At 41.2% G+C, this 25,532-nt stretch carries 27 protein-coding genes and 7 pseudogenes; 5 read left to right on the top strand and 29 right to left on the bottom strand.

The genetic code is table 11. The features are described from left to right. Positions 1 to 2: 2 nt before the first annotated feature. Complete coding sequence (locus tag MSG33_RS08480) at positions 3 to 2,600, bottom strand: hypothetical protein (protein ID WP_085344670.1); 2,598 nt, start codon at positions 2,598 to 2,600, stop codon at positions 3 to 5. A 518-nt stretch (positions 2,601 to 3,118) separates the two neighbouring features. Next, entirely contained in the window at positions 3,119 to 3,406 is a 288-nt protein-coding gene (locus MSG33_RS08475) for a hypothetical protein (protein WP_193300312.1), read from the bottom strand. A 279-nt stretch (positions 3,407 to 3,685) separates the two neighbouring features. Between MSG33_RS08475 and MSG33_RS08470 the strand changes: the two are divergent. Further along, a pseudogene (locus MSG33_RS08470) lies at positions 3,686 to 4,094 on the top strand (DDE-type integrase/transposase/recombinase); the annotation flags it as partial. Positions 4,095 to 4,214: 120 nt separating this feature from the next. Continuing rightward, a complete protein-coding gene (locus tag MSG33_RS08465; protein WP_248380635.1) occupies positions 4,215 to 4,676 on the top strand; it encodes a hypothetical protein in 462 nt (153 codons plus the stop codon). Positions 4,677 to 4,907: 231 nt separating this feature from the next. Here the strand turns inward: MSG33_RS08465 and MSG33_RS08460 are convergent. Beyond that, a pseudogene (locus MSG33_RS08460) lies at positions 4,908 to 5,174 on the bottom strand (hypothetical protein). Between the two features lie 127 nt (positions 5,175 to 5,301). Continuing rightward, positions 5,302 to 5,742, bottom strand: a pseudogene (locus MSG33_RS08455) (tyrosine-type recombinase/integrase); the annotation flags it as partial. 804 nt (positions 5,743 to 6,546) lie between these two features. Between MSG33_RS08455 and MSG33_RS08450 the strand changes: the two are divergent. Continuing rightward, complete coding sequence (locus tag MSG33_RS08450) at positions 6,547 to 6,729, top strand: YegP family protein (protein WP_021448657.1); 183 nt, start codon at positions 6,547 to 6,549, stop codon at positions 6,727 to 6,729. 420 nt (positions 6,730 to 7,149) lie between these two features. Here the strand turns inward: MSG33_RS08450 and MSG33_RS08445 are convergent, their stop codons facing one another. The 10 genes and pseudogenes from MSG33_RS08445 to MSG33_RS08395 all read right to left on the bottom strand — a co-directional run bounded on the left by MSG33_RS08445 (position 7,150) and on the right by MSG33_RS08395 (position 13,557). Continuing rightward, positions 7,150 to 7,560, bottom strand: coding sequence for a hypothetical protein (locus MSG33_RS08445; RefSeq protein WP_021448658.1), 411 nt, complete (start codon positions 7,558 to 7,560; stop codon positions 7,150 to 7,152). Between the two features lie 64 nt (positions 7,561 to 7,624). After that, positions 7,625 to 7,969, bottom strand: a complete 345-nt coding sequence (locus MSG33_RS08440; RefSeq protein WP_025523159.1) for a hypothetical protein — start codon at positions 7,967 to 7,969, stop codon at positions 7,625 to 7,627. A 434-nt stretch (positions 7,970 to 8,403) separates the two neighbouring features. After that, a complete protein-coding gene (locus MSG33_RS08435; protein WP_248380631.1) occupies positions 8,404 to 9,654 on the bottom strand; it encodes a virulence-associated E family protein in 1,251 nt (416 codons plus the stop codon). After that, the gene (locus MSG33_RS08430; protein ID WP_021448661.1) at positions 9,647 to 9,889 is read right to left on the bottom strand and encodes a helix-turn-helix domain-containing protein; all 243 of its coding nucleotides are present in this window, start codon (positions 9,887 to 9,889) and stop codon (positions 9,647 to 9,649) included. Before MSG33_RS08430 ends, MSG33_RS08435 begins: the two co-directional genes overlap by 8 nt. Before the next feature lie 86 nt (positions 9,890 to 9,975). After that, the gene (locus tag MSG33_RS08425; RefSeq protein ID WP_248380629.1) at positions 9,976 to 10,983 is read right to left on the bottom strand and encodes a hypothetical protein; all 1,008 of its coding nucleotides are present in this window, start codon (positions 10,981 to 10,983) and stop codon (positions 9,976 to 9,978) included. A 111-nt stretch (positions 10,984 to 11,094) separates the two neighbouring features. Then, positions 11,095 to 11,769, bottom strand: a complete 675-nt coding sequence (locus MSG33_RS08420; protein WP_248380627.1) for a site-specific integrase — start codon at positions 11,767 to 11,769, stop codon at positions 11,095 to 11,097. Positions 11,770 to 11,823: 54 nt separating this feature from the next. After that, positions 11,824 to 12,279 carry an Arm DNA-binding domain-containing protein gene (locus MSG33_RS08415; protein WP_248380626.1) on the bottom strand — a complete coding sequence of 152 codons (456 nt, stop codon included), beginning with the start codon at positions 12,277 to 12,279 and terminating at the stop codon, positions 11,824 to 11,826. Between the two features lie 166 nt (positions 12,280 to 12,445). Beyond that, positions 12,446 to 12,548 (bottom strand): annotated as a pseudogene (locus MSG33_RS08410) (DUF3265 domain-containing protein). Positions 12,549 to 12,717: 169 nt separating this feature from the next. Continuing rightward, complete coding sequence (locus tag MSG33_RS08405) at positions 12,718 to 13,020, bottom strand: hypothetical protein (protein WP_248380624.1); 303 nt, start codon at positions 13,018 to 13,020, stop codon at positions 12,718 to 12,720. A 138-nt stretch (positions 13,021 to 13,158) separates the two neighbouring features. Beyond that, a complete protein-coding gene (locus MSG33_RS08395; RefSeq protein WP_017058505.1) occupies positions 13,159 to 13,557 on the bottom strand; it encodes a DUF6232 family protein in 399 nt (132 codons plus the stop codon). 741 nt (positions 13,558 to 14,298) lie between these two features. Here MSG33_RS08395 and MSG33_RS08385 point away from each other — a divergent pair. Continuing rightward, positions 14,299 to 14,526: pseudogene (locus MSG33_RS08385) on the top strand (hypothetical protein); the annotation flags it as partial. Between the two features lie 238 nt (positions 14,527 to 14,764). On the opposite strand, the gene MSG33_RS08375 reads toward MSG33_RS08385, so the two are convergent. Continuing rightward, a complete protein-coding gene (locus MSG33_RS08375) occupies positions 14,765 to 15,145 on the bottom strand; it encodes a hypothetical protein (protein ID WP_025580543.1) in 381 nt (126 codons plus the stop codon). Positions 15,146 to 15,280: 135 nt separating this feature from the next. Beyond that, positions 15,281 to 16,078 (bottom strand): DUF2971 domain-containing protein, encoded by a 798-nt coding sequence (locus MSG33_RS08370; protein WP_248380622.1) that lies wholly within the window; start codon positions 16,076 to 16,078, stop codon positions 15,281 to 15,283. Positions 16,079 to 16,864: 786 nt separating this feature from the next. On the opposite strand from MSG33_RS08370, the gene MSG33_RS08355 reads away from it, so the two are divergent. Then, positions 16,865 to 17,359 (top strand): hypothetical protein, encoded by a 495-nt coding sequence (locus MSG33_RS08355; protein ID WP_025607779.1) that lies wholly within the window; start codon positions 16,865 to 16,867, stop codon positions 17,357 to 17,359. Positions 17,360 to 17,399: 40 nt separating this feature from the next. On the opposite strand, the pseudogene MSG33_RS08350 reads toward MSG33_RS08355, so the two are convergent. The 13 genes and pseudogenes from MSG33_RS08350 to MSG33_RS08265 form a co-directional block, all read right to left on the bottom strand. After that, positions 17,400 to 17,553 (bottom strand): annotated as a pseudogene (locus MSG33_RS08350) (DUF3265 domain-containing protein). A 509-nt stretch (positions 17,554 to 18,062) separates the two neighbouring features. Next, positions 18,063 to 18,458, bottom strand: coding sequence for an ACT domain-containing protein (locus MSG33_RS08345; protein ID WP_248380620.1), 396 nt, complete (start codon positions 18,456 to 18,458; stop codon positions 18,063 to 18,065). A gap of 138 nt (positions 18,459 to 18,596) precedes the next feature. Further along, positions 18,597 to 18,905: a hypothetical protein gene (locus tag MSG33_RS08335; RefSeq protein ID WP_114324216.1), complete on the bottom strand. Its 309-nt coding sequence runs from the start codon at positions 18,903 to 18,905 to the stop codon at positions 18,597 to 18,599. A gap of 151 nt (positions 18,906 to 19,056) precedes the next feature. Then, positions 19,057 to 19,335, bottom strand: a complete 279-nt coding sequence (locus MSG33_RS08325; RefSeq protein ID WP_033007115.1) for a hypothetical protein — start codon at positions 19,333 to 19,335, stop codon at positions 19,057 to 19,059. A 198-nt stretch (positions 19,336 to 19,533) separates the two neighbouring features. Then, on the bottom strand, positions 19,534 to 20,292 hold the full coding sequence (locus MSG33_RS08320) for a hypothetical protein (RefSeq protein WP_248380618.1): 759 nt from the start codon (positions 20,290 to 20,292) through the stop codon (positions 19,534 to 19,536). Positions 20,293 to 20,444: 152 nt separating this feature from the next. Further along, positions 20,445 to 20,783: a hypothetical protein gene (locus MSG33_RS08315; protein WP_248380617.1), complete on the bottom strand. Its 339-nt coding sequence runs from the start codon at positions 20,781 to 20,783 to the stop codon at positions 20,445 to 20,447. Between the two features lie 23 nt (positions 20,784 to 20,806). Further along, positions 20,807 to 21,040 carry a hypothetical protein gene (locus tag MSG33_RS08310; protein ID WP_248380616.1) on the bottom strand — a complete coding sequence of 78 codons (234 nt, stop codon included), beginning with the start codon at positions 21,038 to 21,040 and terminating at the stop codon, positions 20,807 to 20,809. A 147-nt stretch (positions 21,041 to 21,187) separates the two neighbouring features. Then, positions 21,188 to 21,379, bottom strand: a complete 192-nt coding sequence (locus MSG33_RS08305; RefSeq protein WP_248380614.1) for a hypothetical protein — start codon at positions 21,377 to 21,379, stop codon at positions 21,188 to 21,190. A gap of 1 nt (position 21,380) precedes the next feature. Further along, positions 21,381 to 21,731, bottom strand: coding sequence for a GPR1/FUN34/YaaH family transporter (locus tag MSG33_RS08300; protein ID WP_248380613.1), 351 nt, complete (start codon positions 21,729 to 21,731; stop codon positions 21,381 to 21,383). A gap of 151 nt (positions 21,732 to 21,882) precedes the next feature. Next, positions 21,883 to 22,614, bottom strand: a pseudogene (locus tag MSG33_RS08290) (hypothetical protein); the annotation flags it as partial. Between the two features lie 419 nt (positions 22,615 to 23,033). Beyond that, positions 23,034 to 23,750: a riboflavin synthase subunit alpha gene (locus MSG33_RS08280; RefSeq protein WP_248380610.1), complete on the bottom strand. Its 717-nt coding sequence runs from the start codon at positions 23,748 to 23,750 to the stop codon at positions 23,034 to 23,036. A gap of 152 nt (positions 23,751 to 23,902) precedes the next feature. Beyond that, positions 23,903 to 24,667 carry an ATP-binding protein gene (locus MSG33_RS08270; RefSeq protein WP_248380606.1) on the bottom strand — a complete coding sequence of 255 codons (765 nt, stop codon included), beginning with the start codon at positions 24,665 to 24,667 and terminating at the stop codon, positions 23,903 to 23,905. Between the two features lie 125 nt (positions 24,668 to 24,792). Further along, on the bottom strand, positions 24,793 to 25,287 hold the full coding sequence (locus MSG33_RS08265; protein ID WP_248380604.1) for a GNAT family N-acetyltransferase: 495 nt from the start codon (positions 25,285 to 25,287) through the stop codon (positions 24,793 to 24,795). Positions 25,288 to 25,532 lie beyond the last annotated feature (245 nt).

The raw sequence follows: 25,532 nt of genomic DNA, 5'->3' as shown, positions 1-25,532 counted from the left end.
TATTATAACTCCTTGTTGATTGGCCAATGACTGCGCTGACCTCTTTGTCGATCTTGTGCCATTATCTGAATAATATTTTGTTTTCTTGCCGAGCCGTTATCACCAATAGCTTGACCAAAAATTCTTTTTAACTCGGTCAACTGAGCACTTGTTACACCATAGCCATAGCAAAACTCTGAATCATCCTGTCGAGGGCCAGATTGCTGAGCCGTTACTCGTCGAAGCCATTTCGAGATACACAGTGGTAAATAACCAGATTTAGCCTGACGAATAAGTGAGTCTTCTCGACTCGCAAACAATGAAGTACACGTTTGACGTGAATACTCTAAGAGAGCAGCTAAGCGCTCAGAATAGCCGAACACCAACTTCTCGTCATTCGTGATGCAGAAAAAATCCTGGCTATCATCTCGAACATACCGATACAGCTGTAGTTGCTCTGTTTCAGAACGAAACTCTGACTTTTTAAAACTTTTGGTATCGGGGCACCAAACACTTTCTAACTTTCGACCTTGATGTGTTCGACTATCGGTAAACCAGCAACTAGGAGCAGGCTCTAATAAGGGTTCTCGTGCATGAATCAGAGGCCAATTTAAATCATCGGCTAAGCTTTGAAGGTTTTCTCCTTCAATACCTATTACAGGCACAGACCAAGGGTGTTCTGCATTAAAGAAATAATTGACACCGTGTCTTTTGGCTTCGACTTCAAGAAGCTCTCGTTCAAGAAAGCTAGTTGCCCCCTCAATGATTGCTCTACCATGACCCGTTTTAACTATGCGAGGTGGTAAAACTCGCCAACGTCTTCCGCACCATTTTTTGCTGACATCTTTCTTCAACCATCCCGCTTCTTCTAATGAGCGCAATAGATCCCAAGGATTAAGTTTCCCAGGCAAAACGGGCTTTAAAAAGCTTAAAATGTCACGTTCAGAACGGGTGGCGCCTGCTCTGGCATAGATGGCCTCTAATACATCAAGCAACCGTGAAGAGCAAAACTCTGTATGTACAGGTACTACGCCATCAAAGATTAACTCACCTTCCTCGAACTGCACTTCTTGTGCGTCAACAAAACCATTTTCTGGACGGCTGGGCCATTTCTCATTTCGAGCTGCCTTACTCGTGAACGACAAATCCAGCGACTTATAGAATTGATCTCCATTTATCTGAATATTCCACTGACCATCCAGTACGTTGTTAGCACCAATCAATGCGACATGATTCTGTATTTGAAGATTCAACTCTGGTGATGATTCAATATCCGTAGATTCAGGCAAATTGATATACGGGAAATAACCTGGAATGCCCAACCACCGTCCCAGACGATCTTTGATTCCCCCCTCAATTGAAAGCTCCCGAGTTACTACCTTTGAATCACCGGCAATCCCTGCCCCAAACGTAAGTTGCTTAGCTTGATCAATATCCATTTTCTCAGATATAAACCAGCCACGTTCTAACTCCAGTGGTTTTCTAAATGAGTAAATATAGGATTTTACATTAGTCAATATAATGGTGGATACATTATCAACAGGCCGATCATCCTGAGTCCACAAACCATCATGCCCTTCAAATAGCAGAACCGTGCCCATCGCCATTATCTGCTGAAGTTGAACAGGGATCATAGGATCATTTAATGAGCTTAATAGCTGCCTGAAACTCCCTTCCCAACAAGGCTGACTTAGTTCTTCCCTCTTGTTTCCTCGTGCAACCAGAACATCTATTCCACTTTCACCCGCCCCATAAAAATCTACCGAAATCCGCCAAAGTAACTTGGATTGGTTGAAAGCTTCTTCGTTTGAAATGTCATAGAGCACACGTTCAACTATTCGCCAGAACGCATGATTTTCTATCGGCCTTCCGATACGGAATCGACCTTCTAGTTCATTAATATGTTTGCCTATTCTCTGGCGCGCCAATGCAGGCAGTTCGTACTGACAGCTACGAATATGCTGCAAAAGAGCATAACGACTATGCATGTCTTTAACCTGAGCTTTCTTAAGTATTTTCTTAAGCGCAGCTAGGTCTTCCCAGGATGGATAGGCCAACTTGAGGGCAATACCTATATTTATATAACTACCAGGATCTGGCAGGACAATAGGTCTCCAAGAGGAGGACTTATTAACCCACTCAGCGAGTGCTTCCCATAAAGAATTGACACCAGAAACTCCCTGTTCCCTGCCGTTACCGTCATGGAATAACTCACCAAGCCGATCTCGAAAGTCTTTATTATCACCAGCGCCAATCGGAGTGGAAGTGACAAAGCAACTTAAAACTAAATAATGGAAGTTATTATAAGCAAACATTCCCTGATGCTTAGAAACCTTATTCCCAAGCACTCTACGAACCCCCTTTCTGCTGAAAAGTTTCATAAATGCATCGAGTACTTGGTCCTGGGGAGTATCAGGATAGCCCACAGCCTCAGCTAAGTCTTCAGCTGTTGCGTTTAACCATTCCAAAGGCTGTTGTCCATAGGGGCCATCAACGGAAAGATAGTGCTTTTGCAGGTGCTGCGTCCACTCCGCACGAGTTAATACCTCTATAGGAATACTGAATTTTTGATCAATAAAACCGGTAACAGTGGTCCTTTCATTGTGATCTATTTGACTCATTTCTATAAAACTCGGCGTTTTCGCCCCAGTGTTTTAGCTAGGGGAAGAAACTTTCCTGCAAACGTATTACAAGCCTTCTCTAAGACGTCACCATTGATTCGATTTAGTACTTTCTTTGGTGTGCTAACACGCTGCGGTACTCAACGCCTTCTAACCTCACCTTGGTGGGTCGAAAGAAGTATTCAGTGCGTACGTCTAGCACTTTCACAAGCTTAAGCAAGTTTGAAGAAGAGGGCATAGTTGTACCATGTTCGTACTTTTTAATAGCGTTAGATGACAGGCCAACTTTCGCTAGCTAATGCCAGCCTTACGGGCTCGTTCTAGGCGTTCTGCAAACATGGTATCCTCTCAAGCAACGGGTTAGTTTGTCAAAAAAGTAAAACATCGGAAAGAATAAACCTTGTGAGCACTATTTTCTACCAGTTTCATAGTGCAGAAGTCACATTGGTTGAAGTTGGACCTTATTAAGCCTGTAGATGGACGCTGTCTTATAAGAACAAAGTCACAGCTCTAAATTTTCAGATATGTTGAGTGCGTCTTCCATCTACAACATAAAGAATGAGCCTTCTATTTAACTTTTTTGGGTGTATTGGTGAATTCGATTCAATGAAATCGACTAAATGCTCAGAGCTATATTTATCTGAAGCCCATTGAAAAGTTTGTTGTGCCAGTGGTAGCGCAAGAGCTGCAAATAGCGTAACCGTATCGGTTAAGTGCGAAAATACATCTTCTCGAATATTTGATACATACGATTCAAACACGCTGCTTGAATACATATCTGAAAAAATTTTAATAGCATTGCTCATTTGATACAACTTACTCTAAATAAAGCTATTATTCGTATAATTAACTATATATGAAATGATTGGCAGTTCATATTGTAAACAGGGAGGGGGCAGCCCTTGCCCTTCGCCTATTCACTAGTTTTAGTATGAAAACCACGAGTAGAAGTGACTAGCAAAAACTTGATTAACACGCTTTGGGGCAAAGGTGTGTTTGCATAGGCAGTTCATATCACCTCTGTCAAGTTAAACCGACAGAGGAAAAAGTGACAAACTTTCTTGTAAATGAACGAACTACCAACAAAAAGGTTCCTGTTCTTGGTTGTCATTATCGACTGGTATAACTGTAAGGTGTTGTCCTCGCGGTTATCGAACACCATGGGTACAAGTTTTATGTATCATGGCTCTCGAAGAGGTGCTCCAATACTACTGACCACCCGATATCTTTAACTCCGATCAGGGCTGCGAGTTTACTAGCACTGAGTTCACACAGAAGTTGCTCAATCAGGGGAATATGGATCAACATGGACGGAAAAGGTCGCTGGATTGACAATCTTTTTATTGAGCGGCTATTGAGAAGTCTGTAATACGAGGAGATTTACTTAAAAGCTTACAGCACACCCCGTAAAGCAGAGCTTGAAATCGGGCACTACATGGTGTTTTATAATGAGGAGCGTAAACACCAAGTACTCAATGACCTCACCCTCATTAAGTCTACTTTGACAGACAGAGATACGCTGCATGAGCTGGTGTCAATCACTTAAGATATTGGCTATGTGTCCTACCATTGGGCTTCACTTCTCTAATCCGTTCATAACAATAAGTTTCGTAGATGCGTAAAGATAATTTATACACCTTTGATAGCTGGCCTGTAGGTACACCAGAACGCTTAATACACGGCTATTGGGAGTTGGGCGTGATGAGGTTTCACACATTTGATAGTGAATGCGGTAAAGAACTTCAAGATACGTACAATCGCATTAACCATGGACTGGGGGCTAATGTTGTGTACATCGACCTAACTTCAATGGGAGATGGTTATCGATACAAGTCAGAAATCTTAGATGTTATTCGAAGTGATCAGCAAACATGGGTGTGGTTCGTAGGCTGTAGAGCGCTTTTGGAGAATTCGTTGGCGGGTTGGTTACGCTCTGTTTTGACGACATACAACCTAGACCACGTTCGAGTTGCTTTTGTGCTTGATAGCCGTGAGCAATTCAACCATATCTTTCAGGATTACTCAGCTCCGTTCTATCAATCTACCATAGCTCTGGATCTCTCAAAGAACAGTTAGGCTTATTCTTAGTTACTATTAAATATTTACTCTGTGCTTTAGCTAGTTCGTATAGATCCAGCCCTAAATGCTCCAATTTAAGTGACTAAAGCGTAGCTTTTACGCTCATATCATCGCTAAATCTAACTTTTGTTATTTTTCGGTCGGGTGGCAATTCAAACAAATGAGAAGTTGATACACTTGGGGCATTTTTGATTCTGGTGATTAATTTCGAAACACAAACATACTGGTTCACAACTCATCAATATCAACGTCAATTTCTGGGGAGTTTTCTCTTTGCTTAACTAGTTCTCGGTCTTATTCATCTTCCTCAAATTCAATTTGGGAAGCGTCAAAAACATCGCGTCGTTCACCTAGAAAGTCGATATCCGCCTTATCCGCACCTTCCGAATAAGCCCCCCCATCTTTTTCACTTGTAGTCGCGAATTCATCGGTGTGCGCAGTATGACTTGTTAATCCTTCTAAAAGGTCTTTTTCTGGCAACAGTTTTTTACTCATAACTTACCTCTCGATTCAAAAATGACATTAGATAATTTATAGCATAGTGAGCAGCTAGAAATTAGCTCTGAAACAAGGAAAGGGGCACAGGCTTTTCAGACGAAAAGCCTGTAGCGGCTCCTATTTGTCAGCAATCTGTTTTCTCAGACAGCCTCAGAGCGTCTTCTAGCTCAACACCAAGGTATCGAATTGTGTTATCTAGCTTCGAATGTCCAAGTAAGATCTGTACGGCCCTGATGTTTTTTGTTCTGGCATAGATTAAGGTGGCTTTGGTACGGCGCATGGAATGAGTTCCGTAGTAGTCAGCATTCAATCCCAGTTTTACAGCCCAGTTCCTGATGATTGAACGATAGAATGAGTAGCTGATAGGTTGCCCAGAGCGTCGGCTGCTCGGGAATAGAAAACTGCTTGCCTCTAGGGATGCTGCAAAAATCCATCGGCTAATACTTTGCTGTGTTCTCGGAGTAATCTCATAGTGAACATCGGTGCCCGTTTTTTGCTGGATGCACTGAACCCTTTCATAGATAACGCCTTGCGAAGAAACATCGTAAACGTGTAGCTTTAGTAAATACATAGAGCTTGAAGGTAAGAACCGTTTCACAATTTGGTTGTGGCTCGTCAAAGATTTCTTTGGTCTCAAAATTAAAGCCTCGAAGAAAAAAACCGTATCGTTCAACATTTTTTAACTCATCATCAAGCTCGCCAATTGTCACTGTGATAGTCAAAGGAGATGAAGTATCTAGTTGGTAAAAATCTGCATCGTTGAATGAGTAAGAGCGTCGTGCACCTAGAACCAAATCAATGGCATCTAAAATTGTCGACTTACCAGAATCCCCTGGTCCGATTAGACAGTTAAGTCCAGGCTTTGGATTCCAAGATAGATTTTTAATTGATCTAAAATTTTGTATATCAATGTGACGTATAACCGACATGCCAAATCCCTTTGCTTGCAAGCATAAATATTAGTTCACTGTTCTATAGCTTATTCTTCCTTCCATTCATAAATTGCTGAACATGTCTGTATAATTATAAGTGCTCAACTAGACTCATAATCTGCTATTAGTATATGTAGGTCAAGACCTGACATGAGAGTGTGGTCAGGAATCCTTAGCTAAACAGTTATGGGGCAGAAACGTGCCAGTGACTTTGCTAATTTAGCATGATATCAGTTGAGTCAAATACAGTGCTCCTCTAGTTTACTGACCAAATTCATCTTTCCACTACACATTCGAATTCATTGAAACCGAGACAAATCATAATTTGCTCACAAAACACGCAAAATGCACTTGAGTTGATATGCAATAAGATGAATAAATATATCTGTGTGAGAAATCGTTCTCATAACTTACATTTACCCCAAAGGAGTAAACAGATGGGCAAGTATGTAATTAAGAAATCTACAAAGGATACCGTTCAACCATACTACTTTGTACTTAAAGCAGACAACGGGCAAGTGATTGCGACCAGTGAAATGTACGCTTCAAAGCAAGGGGCAGAAAATGGTATCGCCTCTGTTAAGAATAACGCAGACTCAGTAACTGTTGACGAGTCTTAAAATGATCCAGTTTCTGGCTTATAGCTGTCAACAAAGCCACCTACCAAGGTGGCTTTTTAGGTAACAATGTTATTCAATTTTATTGGAAAATTTAACAATATCGAAAGTGTTTAAGCTCAGACCCATCACTAACTCCTACCTAAGCAATAGACAGATTGCAATCGGCACTTTTGTTTTAATTTACCATTACACCTGATGTGCGCATTCAAGATGTTAAATGCATAAAATTAGTTCAGTCAAAGACAAGCCAGTAGAAATACTAAGAGGACCCGCGTTAGCGCAGTTTGGGGTATAAATGAGCTAGAGTAACCTGTTATATCTGAACCCAGACATCCCTACTTTCATGTAATATTATTATCTAAATTGAAGCTAGGGCAGTCAGGTTGGCTATGATATTACGACAACCAACCTGTATTGCGGTTAGTCTCTAAACTTGAGTTGTTCTCCAACAACTTGGATGTTGAACATATCAACTTGTTCTGAGATTTGATTTACTTTGTGCTTATCGATACCTTCTAGCTCACCTTCATCAGGCCAGTTAAAAGCGCCCAACACGGTAAGTGTCTCATTCAGTTTTGCATGTTTTCCTTTATCGACCAAACGTTCTAGCTCTAACGACTCTTGCTCAGAGCACGCTTGTAGCTTCAAGTTGTTAATATAGAGAACAACCTTTACCTTGTCCTCTTTAGATAACGAGTCAAACCATTCGTTACGAGGAAACAACTCTTTGCTTTGCTTTTCTTTAGCGATGCATTTCTCTCTCTGAATAATCCAGTTAAGAGTCGCCTCTTTAGTCTGTTTATCCATATGGAATTTTGTTACCCAATCCATATTTATGGATTCCGCTACAGCATTGGAGCTACTAAAGAGAACAAGGGATAACAATCCAATAAATTTATAATGACGCATTAGATACACACTTCCAAAACTTTTGTTCTTCACCGCTGGTTTGCCAAGTCATAGGCTCAGCAACCTGATAAATTCGACTACGAGTAACGGCGCTTGTGGCCAACATTGCATCACCAAACGTTTCCCAGTCATACTCTCGAATGGTGACCAGTTTTTCGAATGGACTGGAGGTGACACTGGGTGTTCCAAAAACAGCATAAAAAGGAGTTGCCGCTAGTACACCTGACAAAAGATTGCCACTTTCCATGATGCTTTTTATATCTCCTATAGCTCCCTTACTTTTATGACTAAGAGCCATATCTTTTACATCACAATACCCCAAAGATGCCATTTACTTTTCCTACCACTTTAAAAAATTAATTGTACCATACTGTTTTTAATGGCTTTTATTAATGTATTGGTGACGAAAAAGTTAATATCACTATAAAAAAGTGCACTTTGGGTTGTTTTATTGATATTACAACGTCCGCGATATCGATAGACAGAGAGCAGCATTCCCTGAGTGACAAATCATGTCTTTAGCTCGAATTGTACAGCACTCGCATAGCAAAGCGATACGCTATCTTTTTTAAGCTCTCTTTTTGGGAGGCCGATACCAGTTAGGGTAAAGCCAATTCCTCAATACGCAACTAGGGACCTTAATGCTGAATGTTTTATCTATTACATGCCGAGAGTGATGTGTCGTTTTCTGAAAGTAGAACAACTTACCCCACCTACCCCACTTAATATCGATTCAAGTGGAGTAAGTGGGGTAAGTTTAAGTACTTAGCAAAATGACGTTTGAGGACGAACGGTAGGGAAACAGTAGCGGTTTGAGCCATTGAGCATTTTCTTTTCTAACTTACCGTCTTTAGTCAGTTGGTTGAGCGCTTTACCAATCACATTTCCTTTTGATGTGTCAGCGTTGATAACTTCACATATCTGTTTGGTTGATAACCACTCTCTCGCTTTACCTGTACATTCTTCTAGGTGGTCGTTTAGCAAGTTATACCAGTTGCCTTTATCTACGTATTTGGATGACTCTTGCGACACTTGCACTTGAATGTCAGACGACAACATCCAAGGATGATGTTCAACCATGAATTTGTGTTTCACCTCTAACCAGAATTGGCGCAGATTCTCTGGTTGGTTCAGCGTTAGCTCACCCGTTGCTTTGTAGTCCCAACCGAGTATGTTATTGAGCATGTCCATGTCCGTTTCGCCCACCAGCTCAATGACGGCGTAGCGGGTATTTCCGGTTTCGTCTTTTAGAAAGTCCGTGCCGTTTACCGTCGCAATGAGGTTGGTTTGTCGGTCTTTCTTAATGTCATTGCGTGCATAAGGAGGACGCACCGTATCGCAAGCTCTTGTCACGAACGCTTTCAATGCCCCTTGGCAGTTTTTGGTTGAGCGTTCTAACTCACCCAGCTCCACTATCCATGAGCGAATAACGGTCAGCACACTGTCTTTGTTATCAGGATTGAGCTCTGCCCCTTCAAGAAACGCACTTGGCATCACATTGGCAATTCGTTCAACGAACGCGGTCTTTTTAAAGGATTGCTCACCTTGCAAAACAGGCACGAGTTTGGATTTAAAGCTACCCACAAAAAGACATGCTACACAGCCCACTAACCAGTGTAGCAACACGATGTTAGAGAGCGCGGGATTCTTAGTCTCTAAGCAATTAAGTACTGCTTCCACGCGGGGCTTTCTATCCCACTCGCCATCAAGCCAATCAGCGATTGGATGGTAACTACTTTCATGTGCCACGGCGTTAAAATGGTCATCAATCGCGGATTTGGGCAATGTGTAAATTGACGCCAACGATACAAGCTCACTTCTGACGATATCTGGCGAGCCCATACAAACCTTGCCTTTGAATATATCTGGCTCTAACGTCATCTTGTTGAGCTTGGCTTGGTAGCCCGTGCTCTTCAGTAATGCTTTCAAGTTATCAGCCGTGTTCAATACGATTTGTTGGCCGGACTCCTTATATCTGACATGGGGAAATTCTGGTGCATTGCTATCGTTAAGCATGGAAGCCCTCCCCTTGTAGCAAGTGGTCGCGTTTGACATGACTATCTAACCACTGGTCTAAGTCTTCTTTAAGATAACGGACAGCACGACCAATCTTGATGAAAGGAGGCGCTGCGGTTCGGTTCTTGCGCTGCCCTTCCATACGAGCTTGGCGTAAAAATGAACGGCTCATACCAATGTAAAGCGCCGTTTCTTGTTCTGTGTATACACGTTTATCAAGTGTGGTTTGAGTCATGTTGTTGTTCTCTCTTGTTCATAGAGGTTTCAACGTAACGACCACAAACGTCATATGACGTTATCAAAGACGATGACGACGACGTTTTATTTTGACGGCCTAATTTGCCTCCTTACGTCGACCAATACATTCTTTCTGAATGAGTCATAGGACATGGTGTTTTCATTATCCCCACGACCAAACCACGTCACCGAGTCCTGAGTAATGCTTTCAATCAACGCATCAACATCAAATTGACGGTTAAACTCGTTCGCTCTCACGTCCTGCCTTATCATGTTCCAAACCTTATCCGCTCTGGCTTGAGGGTTGAGTGTTAATACTCGATGAGCAATTTGTGCAATGGGGTGGATTGGCATCGGTTGGATAACCGAATCCAACCCGAGTTCAGTAGGCGCATTAACCGACTCAATACACTGACCAGCAGTCTGGCTAACCGTTGAGCCTAGTGTTGCCTTAACCGTATCAACCGCTTGGCAACCACGATTCAATAGTACTGCTTTACCAAAAACATCAATGACCTGTTCCATATCAACGCGTATTTGACTGGGTTTAACCGTTAACGCATCGGTTGAAAGGCGTTGACCACGTTGACTTGGGTATTGCTCAGTAAGTTGATGCGTTACGTCATTAGAGAAAATGGCAGATGCTTTAGTGATGAATTCCCCAACCACGCTCTCAGTGGTTAGAGAGGCATTAACCGATGCATAAGCAACAAACGCTTTGTTCGGTGGGGAGAGTGCATTAGGTGTGTATTTAAAGTGCGCTTGCAATACATGGTCAAACGCTTCAGTAACCGCACGCCAACGGTTGATACCATGCATCTCAACGATGATGACGTGTTGAACCTTTATAGATTCTAATGAACGCGCAAACCGCTTGGATGAGCGTTCAATGAGTTGGACAATACCTTGATAGTCGAAGATGGCCGCGACACATTGACTTGGTGGATGAATAGCCCCAAGACTCGAAGCAGAAATATCGGCAAACAAACATAACCGCTCACCTTCAATGGCATCCAGTATATCCCACTTAGTTAAATGAGTTTTATCACAGGCTTCCTCAAGCCTTACATAGCGGCGTTTAAACTGGCTCACTTCAATCCCTTGTTGAGTTAACGATTTCAACAACGAATTACAGCACCAAGACCACTGTATATAAAACCATACCTTTAATGCTTCGAGTGATGTCTCGATTTATCTTGCAACTTAACCAATCAGATTCACCGCCGCCGCTTTGTGCTCTGGAGCTAAGTGTGCATAACGCAGCGTCATCTTGAGGTCAGCATGCCCAAGCAACTCACGCACGATATTCAAATCAACGCCCGCCATCACTAACTTGCTTACAAAATGATGCCGCAAGTCATGGAACCTAAAATTCTCGATAGCAGCCTCTTTCAATAATGATTGCCACGGATACTGAAAGAACTCAACGGGCTGGTTATTCGATATAAAGACATAATCAGCATCAGGATTCTGTGCTCGCCAGCGTTCAAAAAGCTTTAATACCGTGTCATTGAGCGGTATCGTTCGCGTCTTCTTCGACTTGGCATTTTCAGATCGAATTGTTAAGTAGCGATTAGGCAGTGAAACGTGTTCCCATCGAAGACTTAATAGCTCTCCTTTGCGCATTCCTGTATTCATTGCGGTGAGTACTAACGGCTCAAAAAAATCAACGAACTCAACGGGCTCGATTTCGTTGCAAGGCTTTCGAACGCAATGATTTCGGTCTCGCAGCGCGTCCAGTAAACGCTTCTCTTCTTCATTAGAGAGATACCGTATTCGAGTGTTATCTTGCTTGATGAGTTTAACGCTGCTTAAGTTATGGCTATCGATGAACTCCCACTCTACCGCACGATTTAAAGCGGCTCGAAGTCGGTTCACACAATACTCTATCGTTGCTGGGGCACGCCCTAATTTGCGACGCTCCGTGATCCACTACTGAATATCCCACGCTTTTATCTCCTCTAACGGTTTGTCTAGGAGGTGAACAAATGAATGAGCGATGCAAGCATAAGCCTGATCCGCCCGCTTGGGGTTCATTGAGATAAGGTAATCTTTATAGTGCTCAGAAAGAAAACGGCCAAGCGTCAGGTTTTTGCGCATCTCCGTCTTTTTAACTTCATGACGAGATTCTTGGACATCCACCCCACTCGCCACTAATCCCGCTTTCTCTTTGACTAAATCTCTTGCTTGAGCCGGTGTGAGTGAATCCGCCGAGCCGATGAAGTAATTTCGTTGTTTGCCATTTAAGCGGTAGTAAAAGTAATACTTGATTGTACCTTTGGGTGAAATACGAGCATGAAACCCGCTGATTTCAGTGTCGTTGAGCCGTCCCTGTTCGACAGTTAGCGCCTTGATTGAGGTGTTGGTTATCTTCTTCTCAATGGGCATGCACAAGTCCTTTGTGTAGCATATATGTAGCAGAATAATTGTACATACACACATATCCATGAACAACAAAGCACAAACAACATACACATAAGTACATGTTTTTATGCGAGTATTAGCTCATTCTTGTTCATTGTTGTTTACTGGAGGTTTTTGCCCATTCCCACTGTTAAGGGGTGAGCAACGCAATACCGATGCCGCCGCATACCACCTTAAACACTAAAACCAACGTATAGTAAAAATGCCACGCGTTGCGAATCCCTCTTAAACAGATTGTTATATGCGTACTAATTTGTGCGATCGACTTTGGTATAAACGCTAGAGCAAGCCTTACAGGAATAGTACGCATCACTGCCAGGGAAGTGCATGCCATCTATATACTCAGATGGTTGCTCTGGAATAAACGAGAGATGGATATACTTCTCATCATTTTCGTAACACTTAGTACAAAACGGGGGAATCATCACCTTCAGACCAATACATTTCAGATTTTGAGTCGTATTTGATTAAGTCTCGCTCACTCAACTTTGTCTTAAGCTGCCTGATTTCCTCATTCTTTTGAGCCAAAAGGCCTTGGAGCTGTGATGCTTCAACCATAGTCAACGATAATTGTTGTGTTAACGTTGCTAGGTGCAACTGTAACTCCAATGAGTCAGGTTTATCTTTTTGTACTAACTTGAGCGTTTCTAGTGACTTATTAAGAAAGTCAATTAGTGTTACGCCTGTCGCCAAAGTTACATCCATTCGAATTTCCTCATTAGCATATAACGCCTTGTTAAGGTGTGAGGCACGCAATACCGAAGGTTCCGCATAACACCTTAACCACTAAAACCAACGCATAGTAAAAATGCCACGCGTGCCGAATCACTCTTGAACAATTTGTTATACGAATTTCTTCAGTGCCAACACTTGCTGTTCAAATAACTCACAATCTGACTTTGAGTATGACTTAGCGACATTAACCCATTGAACGCCCGTTTCATCTATGTGGCGAAACTCGACTTGAAGTGCATATTTAGAACAACGAAAAAGAGCAAAAACCAAACCTACAACCGTCAGACTAAGAACTAAAACGAGTAGCCATTGTGGCACCTCTTCCAACCTTGGAATAACTAACCAAACTGCCCCTGAAAAAACACACACCCAGAATAAAACTTGACCTAAATTATCAAGAAAACTTAACTTTTTAACCCTAACATTGTTTATCTTAGACAAAGGATATGAGTCTTTCTTAAACCTGAACTCTTTTGAATCCAAGTTAAAATCAGTACTTTTGTACATAATTTCCCTCTATTCGTATAACGCCGCGTTAAGTGGTGAGCAACGCTGTCACCAAGCCTAAACCATTGTGCCGTAAACAATAAAGCTGATTCAAACCAAAACTGCCAAGCGTTGTGAATCCGTCTTGAACGCTTTGTTATGGGGCGACTCACAACTTACATACACAACATGTGCAACCTGTGAGTTATGTGAAATATTACACATAAAATTAACAGTATTGGAGTTACGTTTATCGAGCAATTTAACGTTTACGGAGAAAATAATGCCATATTTCATTATTAACAAAAACTCGCAACAAAATGGAGATCATGAAGTTCACGAAAAAGACGCAGGCTGTCAGCACTTCCCAAATACTGAAAATCAAATTGACTTAGGTTTTCATCTATCTTGTCAGAGTGCTGTAGCAGATGCCAAAACTCGCTGGCCAAATAATAGTATTAATGGCTGTTACTACTGTTGCCGACCATGCCATACTAGCTAAGACAAGTATACAATGGGGCTACGATAGCCCCATAACGCCCTGCTAAGGGGTGAGCAACGCAATACCGAAGCCGCCGCAAACCACCTTAATCACCAAAATAAACGCATAGTAAAAATGCCACGCGTTGCGAATCCCTCTTGAGCAGTTTGTTAGTCGCGAGGCACCGAGCGAAAATTTTAAGCCAAACTAAACTTTGCGAACAACAAACTTTATGTGCTTTGATGCAATTAAGTCAGGCGTAGTCTCAAAGCGGCTATTCAATGAAACCACTTGGAACAAACAACGCCGCAGAAAACGAACTGACAACACCAAAAAGCGCTTTTGGAAAGCTAATCTCACAGCGCGGACTTTCAACGAAGTCACTGAAACCACGTGGAATTTACAACACCAGAGAAAACGTCATTTCAGCGAGTAAATCGGCTTTTGTACCAACAAACTCACCGAGCGGAGTTGCAACCCAAAACAGACTCTCGATTGCCCTGCTCTGTTAGCACCAAAGAACAAAACAACCGCTAGGACAGTTACAAAACTTTGGACTTAAAACAGCTGCTAAATTTTAAGCTCAGAAACATGATTTTGATTGCTAGCTTTTTCTGGCGACTAACGCCTTGTTAAGGGGTGAGCAACGCAATATAGAAGCCACCGCATACCGCCTTAAACACTAAAACCAACGCACAGTAAAAATGCCACGCGTTGCGAATCCCTCTTGAACAATTTGTTAGCAGTTTAGTCGCAGTGCCCCTTGATGTTACCTACGAACATATTTGCCCCATTAAAAGCCCCAAAACCATTGATGGACTTTGTATATACAGCTTTTCCTGAATCTGGATATACAGCCCAAGTTTCGATAGTCGATTCGCCACTATTGCTAACATCAGCGCAGATTAATGTAGCTGCGCCAGCTTGAAAACAACTCATGTTATTTGGAGAGACGCTACTTTCATCACCTTTAAATTCAACAATGAATTTTTGAGATGAAATGCCATCTTTGCCTATTTCAAAACTTTCGATTTGACGTGTAGAAAAGCCTTTTAGGTCGCCAACAACATAGCAACTAGCTTGACTGGTAAATGATACTAACAAAAAAACAAAAGTGAGATACTTCATAACTTCTCCAAACTGCTAACGCCCAATTAAGGGGTGAGCAACGCCACCACCCAACCTAAAGCATTGTACCGTAACCACTAAATTGGAAGTAGAAGCAAAAATGCCAAGCGTTGGGAATCCCTCTTAAATTGTTTGTTATGCCTGTGCTGCGACATAAGACTTATAAGTGACCTCATCAAAAGTGAGGGAGAACTGATCATTAGATCGAATACCTTGGTAAAATTTTACATTTGGATTTTGTCCTTGAATGATCAGACAAATAATCTCAAGAAACTCTCGGTCAATTTCTGAGCCAAAATACACGGCAGTCAGTGAATCTGAAGGATAGTGATAAACTTTATTAATTTCATGGTGGAACAGTCGCCATTCTTTCTCATAAGACCAATGTGATGACTTCGTACACAAAAAGCTATCTAAAAAATAGTCACCACCACCAAGCATCATTGCCACATAGTCAACTTGCTGTGGGTTGGCTACATAATTTACCTTACGCACTTTTTCAAATGGTTCGATGTCCGTTCGAAACTCTAGGCAAAAACCTTTTGCTGATGATGCATAGTGCGACCACATAAGCAGATTGTCATTTGTTTCACTAAAACAGCTAATACCTTTGTCATTAAACAAACCTTTAACGCGCTTTTCGCAAAGCTCCGAAGCCATATTTTTGAGGTTAACTTTGAAGTCATTTAAAGTTGTCTTGTACAACTGGTTGTACTTTTGGATTTCCAGACGATCTCGCAATTCAGCCTCGTAATGAGTCTTAATTAATTGAGCCTCTGGGTCATAAGGAAAACGGAGCTTTGGCGGGACCTCACAATCAAAGGGGCCATTAAAATTTTTAGGTGAGTTGAAATATAAAGCCTGAGATTTCAAGTTAATCAAAGACTGTACCGACATTGGTTCATATTTATATATTTTATTAGGAATTGCCATATTTTCCTCGAAAAGGCATAACGCCTTGCTAAGGTGTGAGTAACGCAATACAAAAGCTACCGCACAGCGCCTTAATCACATAAGCCACCGCATAGTAAAAATGCCACGCGTTACGAATCACTCTTAAGCAATTTGTTAGTACATGCGCTACTTCTATTTGTGCGCTCCAAGATATTGAAAATTGAGATGACATGAAAGGCTTTGAACACTGAAGTGAGACGGGCAGCTACAAAACTTTACCCCGATTGAAATACGAAAGTTGGCTAGAAGAAATATGCACTGAACTGCCCTACTTTCACTGGCTTCAAATTAGAAAAGGATTCTTTCCTCGTACTTCAACAGCCACATCAAAAGTAATCAAGGTTCTCTCAAAAGCCACCACGAAAGTGAAGAAGCGCCAAAAAAATAGGCTAAGAGTTAGAAGCCGTAAACGGTGAAATCAAAGCAAGCACAACGCATATAGTGCCACCGGAAAGAACGTGAGAGGCACTAATTGAAAGGTGTAAAGACGAGCGCCAAAACAGATAAACACCAAAACTTATGACCTTTGATGTCAAACCCGTACTAACGCCCTGTTAAGGTGTGAGCAACGCAATACCGATGCCTCCGCATACGACCTTAAACACTAAAACCAACGCATAGTAAAAATGCCACGCGTTGCGAATCACTCTTAAACAGTTTGTTAGCTGATAAGCCACACCTGTCGTGAGGATAAAACTTTTTCAATATATAATCCCACTCAAAAGCAGTATCTTACGCGCCCTTTAAAACAAACCATACTAAATTATGAGCATAAAAAACTTCCTTGTTGGCGCAACAATTCTACTTTCTCTTGGCGGCTGTGCTACAGCATATCAAAACCAAGGTTTCACTGGCGGCTACTCAGAAACACAACTCGACGAAAACGTTTTTGTAGTAAGTTTTGAAGGAAATGGCTACACGAGCAAGAAGAGAGCAGCAGCTTTCACTATGCTACGTTCAGCAGAGCTTACTGTAAGTAATGGTTATGAGTTTTTTACCATTATTGATAGTGATAGCTACACAACAAATAGTACCTATACAACTCCAACAACAAGTCATACAACCGCAAACGTATCAAGTTTTGGTAACTTTGCAACTGGTACAGCTACGACTACGTTTAGCGGTGGTCAAACATACGCAATTTCCAAACCTAGCAATACAAACACAATTGTGATGTTTAAAGAACGACCTGCGAATGTATTTACATATAACGCAAAATTCATTGTGAAGTCGTTAAAAGCTGAGTACGGAATCGAATAACGGATTACTCTAGCATGGACGCTTGTCAGCTAACGCCCTGTTAAGGGGTGAGCAACGCAATGCCGAAGTCGCCGCATACCACCTTAAACACTAAAACCAACGCATAGTGAAAATGCCACGCGTTGCGAATCCCTCTTGAACAGTTTGTTATGTGCGTGCTTAACCTGAACAACTGTACTCTCAGAACAGCTAATCGATATAAGAGGCGACCGCAACTGGACCAAAATAGAGTTCAAGAGCGAAGTAAAAAAGTACACTTTTAGAGACTTTCTTCTTTAAAAGCACTTTAACCATAAGAAGTGTGACAATGATGTATACGATGGCAACTAACATTCTATCCCTACATGTAGCTTGAGCCTAACCGACAACATTTAGTAACCCGAACAATCAAGATGCTGGAAATGCAAAAAAGATATACAAGACTGCACCAAATACCGAGCCAGCCATGAACAAACCCAACTTAAGTGCTGTACTTTTATCCGATTCCTTTTTGGACATAGTAATTCCTTTTACTAATTTAAAATGACTTGCATACACATCTAAACGTTACGAACACCAAAGCACATAACGCCGCATTAAGTGGTGAGCAACGCAGACCACTGCACATAAAGTATTGTACCGTAAACACTAAATTCAAAGTAAACCAAAAATGCCGAGCGTTGGGAATCCGTCTTAAATGCTTTGTTAGCAATATGGCTTAACCCTATGCACTGAACTCTTCTAATGCTGAAACTGCCGCTTCAGCTTTAGCACTTTGAACAAAGATATGATCGTGATAATAAGCTGCAATGACATTAGCACTAATACCCTTTGATGCTAACTTGCTAGCCACTGCTGCTGTAAGACCTACAGCTTCCAAACTGGAGTGCACCGTCAGAGTTATTTGACTATATGCACCATCAAACGACAAACCTGCCTTTTCTGCCTCTGATTTCTCTAGAACCAAAGTTAAACCCTCAGACTCAATAAACGTGGCAACTGGATTTAGGTCAACATAGTCTGCTAGCACACCAGAAACTGTACAAAATACAAACTCTGATTCCATTAGTTTTGGACTCATCGAACGCAATAACTCGTCTAGGTCTGTGATTCTTGACATATCGGTTTCCTCTTATATTGCTAACGCCCAATTAAGGGGTGAGTAACGCAATACCAATGCCGCTGCAAACCACCTTAATCACAAAAATCAACGCATAGTAAAAATGCCACGCGTTACGAATCCCTCTTGAATTGTTTGTTAGCTGACAATTTCACCGAGTGCTTCTATCCATTGCTCTGGCTTCGCTACAATAAACTCGTAACACGTATTGTTGGCTAATTTTATACGAAATGCATCCGTAGTAATTGGAATTACACCACCACCTTCGCCCAAGCACTTAGCTACGGCAGTAATGTCTTGGCGCTTTAATTGATATGGACCAAAACCCAACTTTTCGTTGTACGGAATAAAAATTAAATCCGACTCCGTTAGTTCTAATTTCCCATCTGCTTTAGTCGCACCGACTTGAATTGTAGTTGTTGAAGACTTAATTACTTTATCAGACATAATGCACCCTCTTCCTTGATTTACTTTTGTCTGCTAACGCCCTGTTAAGGGGTGAGCAACGCAATACCGAAGCCGCCGCATACCACCTTAAACACTAAAACTAACGCATAGTAAAAATGCCACGCGTTGCGAGTCCCTCTTGAACAGTTTGTTAGGCGACATTTCTACGTTTAACTTCTTTCTCATACGAAGATTCGTTGTATAGCCAAATAGCCCAAAATGCGAAAAACATCCCGATCGTGTAAATTGAGTAATTAAGAGCATTATCCGATAAGAAAATCGTAATGCTTGCCGCATCAGAAGACGGATATAGGAAAATAACATTAAAAATTATGTACAAAATGGCTGTGACGAAAGTTGTTCTGAAAAGCCAATTTAAACAGCCTTTCTTTCGCGATTTTTGCCAATTATCAAATGCTTTACCATTCATTAATCCACTCCTTTTCTATTAACTGAAGCTAGATTCACGCCAAGATACTATCACTACTCTATCGTTTATCTCATGTCGCCTAACGCCGCGTTAAGTGGTGAACAACGCGACCACCTAACCAAAACCATTGTGCCGTAAACACTAAAGCCGAATCAAACTAAGAATGCCGAGCGTTGTGAATCCGCCTTAAACGCTTTGTTAGCAGTTCCGTTGAACCCTTTGCTCAAGGTATGCATATCTGTTTAATTCGGAAATAAAAAACCTCGATAAAGCATCTACCGACGAGGTTTTTAATAACAAAGGGACAACTAAAAATTTGTATGCGAAAGACACTGGTAACACTAAAAGAGCATAAGCACTTACGATACTAATACTACCCAGTACTATGAAATTCTGAATACTCTCGTATGACAACTGGTTGACCAATTCATAGAAGATTAAGTCTGTCTGGGATTTCGAAACCGTTATTAATGCAATAAGACTAATTAAATAGATGACCAGACTAAGAATCCGATTTTTTGATTCTGGGTCATATAAAAACTTGAAGAAGCGTACCCATTCTGACTGCGTAGACAAACCATGCTCACTTTTGTCTGTTTCTCTAATTTCTTTAAGGTTCTTCATTGCCTCCAACAGTGAGTCACCAATATGGGCAACCAATGTTTGTAGATAAACTGCTTTGTGATAATTCACATTATCACTATCTAAAAGAGTCTGATTAGATAAGTGGCGAACTAAGTTAAGATCATACTTTTGCCTTGCTAACACTCCCATCATCCCAGCAATAAGCATGGGAATAATTGAAATGTTCTCTAGCTTTAAAATGATTTGCAAATACCCACCTAAAGCAAAAAGGCAGAATGCCAAAGCAAGATAGATGGAACCTTCAATACCAAAAAAACGAAGGCTTACGGTATTTTGATAATAGGATTTAGCTAAAAACTTGAGTTCTTCCAATCTCGACTTACTCCCTAAATTTATCAGGACTGCTAACGCCGCGTTAAGTAGTGAGCAACGCTACCACTAAGCCTAACCATGCCACCTTAAACACAAAACCCAACGATGGAGTGAAAAATGCCATGCGTTGGGAATCTGTCTTAAACGCTTTGTTATAACACAAAGCCCAAGAATGCATCCTTACTAATAAAACCTAATGCGACAGAAGCCATTAAACTCAGAGATAGTAAACATAACCAGCCATGTTTGATAAAAATCCAAACGCTAGGCCGAGCATTATCCATAGTTCTATTTAGCATTGCTCGATACTGATAACCTTGAAAAAATGACCAAACAAAGAAAACTCCAAAAGTAAACCAGGCATAGAAAGGTGGCAGGGAAAACAAACCAAACACGACGCCAAAGCCGACCGCACCAACCGTATTAGTTAATCTGGAGAAATACTCAATAGCTATCCTATCTTCTTCACTAGAATAAATTACATTACTCATTATTCGACCCCATAATAATAAGATTAACCTTGTATGAACTGCTGAACTAGTTGCAAAACAAAGCCTGCTAGCAAAGCAACCCAACCAATTGTCGACAACAATAGGTTTTCAGAGTATTTGAATAAACCATCTTGTTTTCCTGTTTGTACACTAAACGGCTCTGAACCGTCTGCATTATACTGTTTTACAGCTCGTCCAAATTTCGCAATAAGGATTGTACCTAGTATGTTCAAAATTAGACCGACTGTCGTCAACATATAAAGACCTCATTATTGATGCTGTGTTATAACGCCGCATTAAGGTGTGAGCAACGCAACCACGAAACCTAACTAGACAATCATAAACACAGAACCCAACAATGGAATGAAAGTGCCGAACGTTGGGAATCACTCTTAAATGCTTTGTTATGCGTCTTGCTCGTTTTTTGAACTTTCAACGTGAGGAAGCCCACCATTGCACTGCGGGCAAACACCTTTCAACTTAGTTTTACTTTCAGAACTGTCTTTCTTAGGTTTAACGTTATGAAGTTCAGTATAAAAATATACTCCACACATTGCACAAGTAATGTGTCGATACAAAGATTTTAGTTTTTTCATGTTACAACCAGTTTAATATGGAGAAAGTACCAAATGACGATAACGCTATTAAGAATGAAATACCACCTAAAATAAATGTGGCCGCTGTGAAATTAACAATTCCTTTAGTCACGTTTTGAGGTGTTTTTATACTGCGCAGTACACCAAATGCTGCCAGCGTTAAAAATAATATGGATAGTAAGAACCCACCAAACGAAAGCAAAATAAGGCAAGAAAACTTAGGTTCACTAAAAAACTTTTCCAATAAAAGCGCTAGGGTTACCACCGAACCAGTACAAAGTGTTGTTACATGCTTAATATAATCTAGAGTCACTTTCTGTTGTTCGATATAGATATCGTCTTTTAATGACATAGAACTTCCTTAAAACTGAATTTTGTCTGTCGCATAACGCCCTGTTAAGGTGTGAGCAACGCAATACCGAAGCCTCCGCAGACCACCTTAAACACTAAAACCAACGCATAGTAAAAATGCCACGCGTTGCGAATCACTCTTAAACAGTTTGTTATATTTTTGATTTCAGTGGACTCAATACCTTAAGTAACCCTTTATGAATTGAGCTTCTATCGACATTACCAGTTTCTTGACAAACAAAAGCTGCATCCTCTTCTGCCAATACCTCAATAGCCTGAGGCTTACAAACTTGCATAAAACTAAAGTGCGAAGCACCTTTGATTTCATTGTAAGAAAGATTACTTAGGTTGGTATTTATATACGGGGTAATTTGTAGCTTGGGCGGGATAGTCTCGTCCAACTCAGCACCAACTACTAATGTCTTTGCTGACAGAGCATCTAATGATTTGGGTAATATCGCAGGCACGTAACCCGGAGCAATAGCAACTGCATTTTTTATCCGTTTATCCCTGTAATCGCCCGAGATCATAAGGCGTTCTTGTTGTGAAAGTTCATTAAGTGCATTGCTATAATAATCGCATGATGCATCATTGTACTGATGACAGTATTCCTGATACCCCTTAATATCGAATTTTGCACCTGCTAATGCTAAGGCTGTATAACCACCCAAAGAGTAACCGATGACCGTTATATTATCTTTGTCTACATATTGGGCGTAATCACTTGATAGTATCTGATCAATAAGGAAGGAGACATCTCGAGGCTGCTCCCACATTCTAAGGACACTCTCGGGCGTAGCTTGACCTGTTGTATAAGTAGGATGATTTGCTGAAACGACAAAAGCTCCATTTTCAGCTAATTCACTCCCAAGCCATGATAGGTTTTTCCAATTACCTGAAGTTCAGTGAACTAGGATGTACAATGGAAAATTCCTCCCCTTTGGGGTTGCTGATTTAGCAGCCTTAAACCCATAGAAAGCTATATTTTCGGCGAAAATAGTTTCGGAAGCGGTCGTCGTTGTTGGGTAAAATAGCTTAGTCTCAATGAGCCTATACCTTTCATTATCTTGGTAATTATCTTCGGCGATGCCTATAGCCGCCATGCTTGCCGAGCTGAAGCAGCATAAAGAGGCTAAAACTATTCTTTTCATACTTTCCTTTATCCACTGACGTAAAACAAAAAATATAACGCTCTGTTAAGGTGTGAGCAACACAATACAAAAGCCACCGCATACCACTTTAAACACTAAAACCAACGCATGGTGAAAATGCCACGCGTTGCGAATCACTCTTAAACAGTTTGTTAGTTCTTTGACCCACTGAGTGCCTGATGTTTATAGCCTAGTGAATCCAAATCAACACCCTGCTCTAGAAGTAGTTTTTCAAACAATGGTAATAGTGGTCCAAGGTTTTCATTTAGCGTGTCACGAACCGTATCAACAACAACTTGGGTACCACGCTCGATTTCTATATTAATAAAATCACCACTGACTTTTGATTCAAAAACCGTCATTCTACGAGTCTCAGGAATAAGCCAAACTTCAAACCAACCTTCATGCTTATTTACGTCAGCTACGGTCAAGCTCGCTCCATTTAGAGCTATATAACCTTTCGGGAAAACATATCTTTTCCAAGCATCAGGGAGCGCTAAGCGAACACAATAGTTATCCTCAATTTGTTTTACGTCAACGATAGCTACATTAAAGTCTACATGGCCAGATAGAGGGTGACCGCCAATTTCCGCCCCATCTTTTGCGGCTCTCTCAGCGTTAACTAATTGGGATGAGCAATACTTACTCAGAGTTGTGATTAAGAGGCTTTGCAACATTACGTCGAACTTAACACGAACATCTGACTGTATTTCAGTAACTGTCAGACATACACCGTCAATAGCAATGCTCGCCCCAATTTCTAGATCAGTACAAAACCCTTTAGGGAAGTCGATAACAAAAGTTCTAATCCCTCTTTGATCTGTCACATCAACAATTTCGGCTACCGCCTGAACTATGCCTGTAAACATACTTACTCCACTGATATTAAAACAACTTTGAGAACTAACGCCCTGCTAAGGGGTGAACAACGCAATACCGAAGCTGCTGCATACCACCTTAACCACTAAACACAACACATAGCAAAAATGCCACGCGTTGCGAATCACTCTTAAACAGTTTGTTAGTTGTTTTTTTGCATACGCTCTAGAATATAGTCTTGCAGAGCTAAACCTTTTAATTTTTGCTTGCAGCCATTTACTCGAACCCAAGTGTCACCAGATGAATTGAAAAACAAACCAATGGTGTTTGATTTTGGGACGTTTACTTCAAAAACATACCCATTCTCGGTATTTATTACTGAGTGAAACCTAACAGTGATTTTTGTTGGATCTATTGCTGGCTGAATCGTACCAATCTTAGCGTTAACAACTTTTTTTATCTCGTCCTTTTGTGCCGTTGATAGATGTAAACTTTTCACCTTACCATCATCGCAAATGCCCCAGAAAATACTACCACCAGATCCGTTAAGGAGTGCAACCACGTATTCGTCAACCAAGTTCTGGATAGATTTAGCAGGATTACTTCCTTTTACTTCTTTAAACTCATGGGTCAAATCTTCTTCTAGAGAACAAACCTCACCCTCAATGAATCTATGTTGAACATTATCTTCAACGATTTCCAGTTCATCAGAAAGAGACTCAAAAAACGTTCTAAGTTTTTTAATGCTCCCCGAACTCATACGGACAGACTGAGACATTTTATTTATAGAGCCACAACTCGCGATCAACGAATCTAGTTGCTCAAGTGCTCTAGTTTTACCAACCAGTTGACCCCAAGTTTCAATTTGTCTATTCCGTTGAGGACCACTTTGCAAACCGCCGGGATAGTACCAGTCGTTGATTACTTCAAAAGCGATATCTAAATCCCAGTTCTTATTAATGATCACAATTGCTTCCTATTATCCCGAAGTTTGGTAAAACAACTAACGCCGCATTAAGGTGTGAGCGTCGCTTGGCTATACTTGAGCGAAGCGAAACTGCCAAGCGTTGCGAATCACTCTTGAATGCTTTGTTATGTGCGTGCTAAACGGTAGCGCCTTACCGTACCCTCACTCTCATCTGTGTAGTTACCGAGGTATTCACCACCACAGTTTTCGATGACCTTTTGAGATGCGGGATTGTCAATTGAGCAAGTAACAATAACTGAATCAGTGACAACATGGTCTCGCACCCAAGCAAGCAGAAATGAGGCTACACCCTTACCACGAGCTGACGGTCTAGTTTCGTAGCCAATATGACCAATGACATTTTCTACGTTGGCATTAGTACCTTTGCGAACTCGGATTGCACCTAAAATTTCGAAGTTCGATACACAGTAGTAAGTTGTGCTAGGTAAATATCCCTTTGGCAACTCGGAGATTGCCTTTGAACATTCGACCAAACCTGACAAATAAGCAGTCGGATCTTGCTCCACACCCAAATACTTTGGAATACCCGATTCTAGGCATTCTTTCGCATAACTCGCTAATATTGGGGCCAAATCAGGGTTGGCCTCTACCACTTCCATGTCAATTTTCCTCTTAAGCACATAACGCCCTGCTAAGGGGTGAGCAACGCAATACCGAAGCCACCGCATACCACCTTAACCACTAAATTCAACGCATAGTAAAAATGCCACGCGTTGTGAATCCCTCTTGAGCAGTTTGTTAGTTTGCAAACCTAAAGCGTTGATTTTAAGTCATTTTAAACTTTGCAAACAACAAGCATTATGTGTTTTGATGCATTTAAATCAGGCGTAGTCTAAAAACGGCT

This window comes from Vibrio sp. 1CM7H, assembly GCF_023161645.1.
Taxonomy (GTDB): Bacteria; Pseudomonadota; Gammaproteobacteria; order Enterobacterales; family Vibrionaceae; genus Vibrio; species Vibrio diabolicus.
This window is presented reverse-complemented; position numbering and strand designations above follow the sequence as displayed.

Bases quoted from the DNA above. Each gene is read 5' to 3' on its own strand.
- MSG33_RS08480 (WP_085344670.1), bottom strand. From the start codon at position 2,600: ATGAGTCAAATAGATCACAATGAAAGGACCACTGTTACCGGTTTTATT.
- MSG33_RS08475 (WP_193300312.1), bottom strand. From the start codon at position 3,406: ATGAGCAATGCTATTAAAATTTTTTCAGATATGTATTCAAGCAGCGTG.
- MSG33_RS08465 (WP_248380635.1), top strand. From the start codon at position 4,215: ATGCGTAAAGATAATTTATACACCTTTGATAGCTGGCCTGTAGGTACA.
- MSG33_RS08450 (WP_021448657.1), top strand. From the start codon at position 6,547: ATGGGCAAGTATGTAATTAAGAAATCTACAAAGGATACCGTTCAACCA.
- MSG33_RS08445 (WP_021448658.1), bottom strand. From the start codon at position 7,560: ATGGATTGGGTAACAAAATTCCATATGGATAAACAGACTAAAGAGGCG.
- MSG33_RS08440 (WP_025523159.1), bottom strand. From the start codon at position 7,969: ATGGCATCTTTGGGGTATTGTGATGTAAAAGATATGGCTCTTAGTCAT.
- MSG33_RS08435 (WP_248380631.1), bottom strand. From the start codon at position 9,654: ATGCTTAACGATAGCAATGCACCAGAATTTCCCCATGTCAGATATAAG.
- MSG33_RS08430 (WP_021448661.1), bottom strand. From the start codon at position 9,889: ATGACTCAAACCACACTTGATAAACGTGTATACACAGAACAAGAAACG.
- MSG33_RS08415 (WP_248380626.1), bottom strand. From the start codon at position 12,279: ATGCCCATTGAGAAGAAGATAACCAACACCTCAATCAAGGCGCTAACT.
- MSG33_RS08405 (WP_248380624.1), bottom strand. From the start codon at position 13,020: ATGGATGTAACTTTGGCGACAGGCGTAACACTAATTGACTTTCTTAAT.
- MSG33_RS08395 (WP_017058505.1), bottom strand. From the start codon at position 13,557: ATGTACAAAAGTACTGATTTTAACTTGGATTCAAAAGAGTTCAGGTTT.
- MSG33_RS08375 (WP_025580543.1), bottom strand. From the start codon at position 15,145: ATGAAGTATCTCACTTTTGTTTTTTTGTTAGTATCATTTACCAGTCAA.
- MSG33_RS08370 (WP_248380622.1), bottom strand. From the start codon at position 16,078: ATGGCAATTCCTAATAAAATATATAAATATGAACCAATGTCGGTACAG.
- MSG33_RS08355 (WP_025607779.1), top strand. From the start codon at position 16,865: ATGAGCATAAAAAACTTCCTTGTTGGCGCAACAATTCTACTTTCTCTT.
- MSG33_RS08345 (WP_248380620.1), bottom strand. From the start codon at position 18,458: ATGTCAAGAATCACAGACCTAGACGAGTTATTGCGTTCGATGAGTCCA.
- MSG33_RS08335 (WP_114324216.1), bottom strand. From the start codon at position 18,905: ATGTCTGATAAAGTAATTAAGTCTTCAACAACTACAATTCAAGTCGGT.
- MSG33_RS08325 (WP_033007115.1), bottom strand. From the start codon at position 19,335: ATGAATGGTAAAGCATTTGATAATTGGCAAAAATCGCGAAAGAAAGGC.
- MSG33_RS08315 (WP_248380617.1), bottom strand. From the start codon at position 20,783: ATGAGTAATGTAATTTATTCTAGTGAAGAAGATAGGATAGCTATTGAG.
- MSG33_RS08310 (WP_248380616.1), bottom strand. From the start codon at position 21,040: ATGTTGACGACAGTCGGTCTAATTTTGAACATACTAGGTACAATCCTT.
- MSG33_RS08305 (WP_248380614.1), bottom strand. From the start codon at position 21,379: ATGAAAAAACTAAAATCTTTGTATCGACACATTACTTGTGCAATGTGT.
- MSG33_RS08300 (WP_248380613.1), bottom strand. From the start codon at position 21,731: ATGTCATTAAAAGACGATATCTATATCGAACAACAGAAAGTGACTCTA.
- MSG33_RS08280 (WP_248380610.1), bottom strand. From the start codon at position 23,750: ATGTTTACAGGCATAGTTCAGGCGGTAGCCGAAATTGTTGATGTGACA.
- MSG33_RS08265 (WP_248380604.1), bottom strand. From the start codon at position 25,287: ATGGAAGTGGTAGAGGCCAACCCTGATTTGGCCCCAATATTAGCGAGT.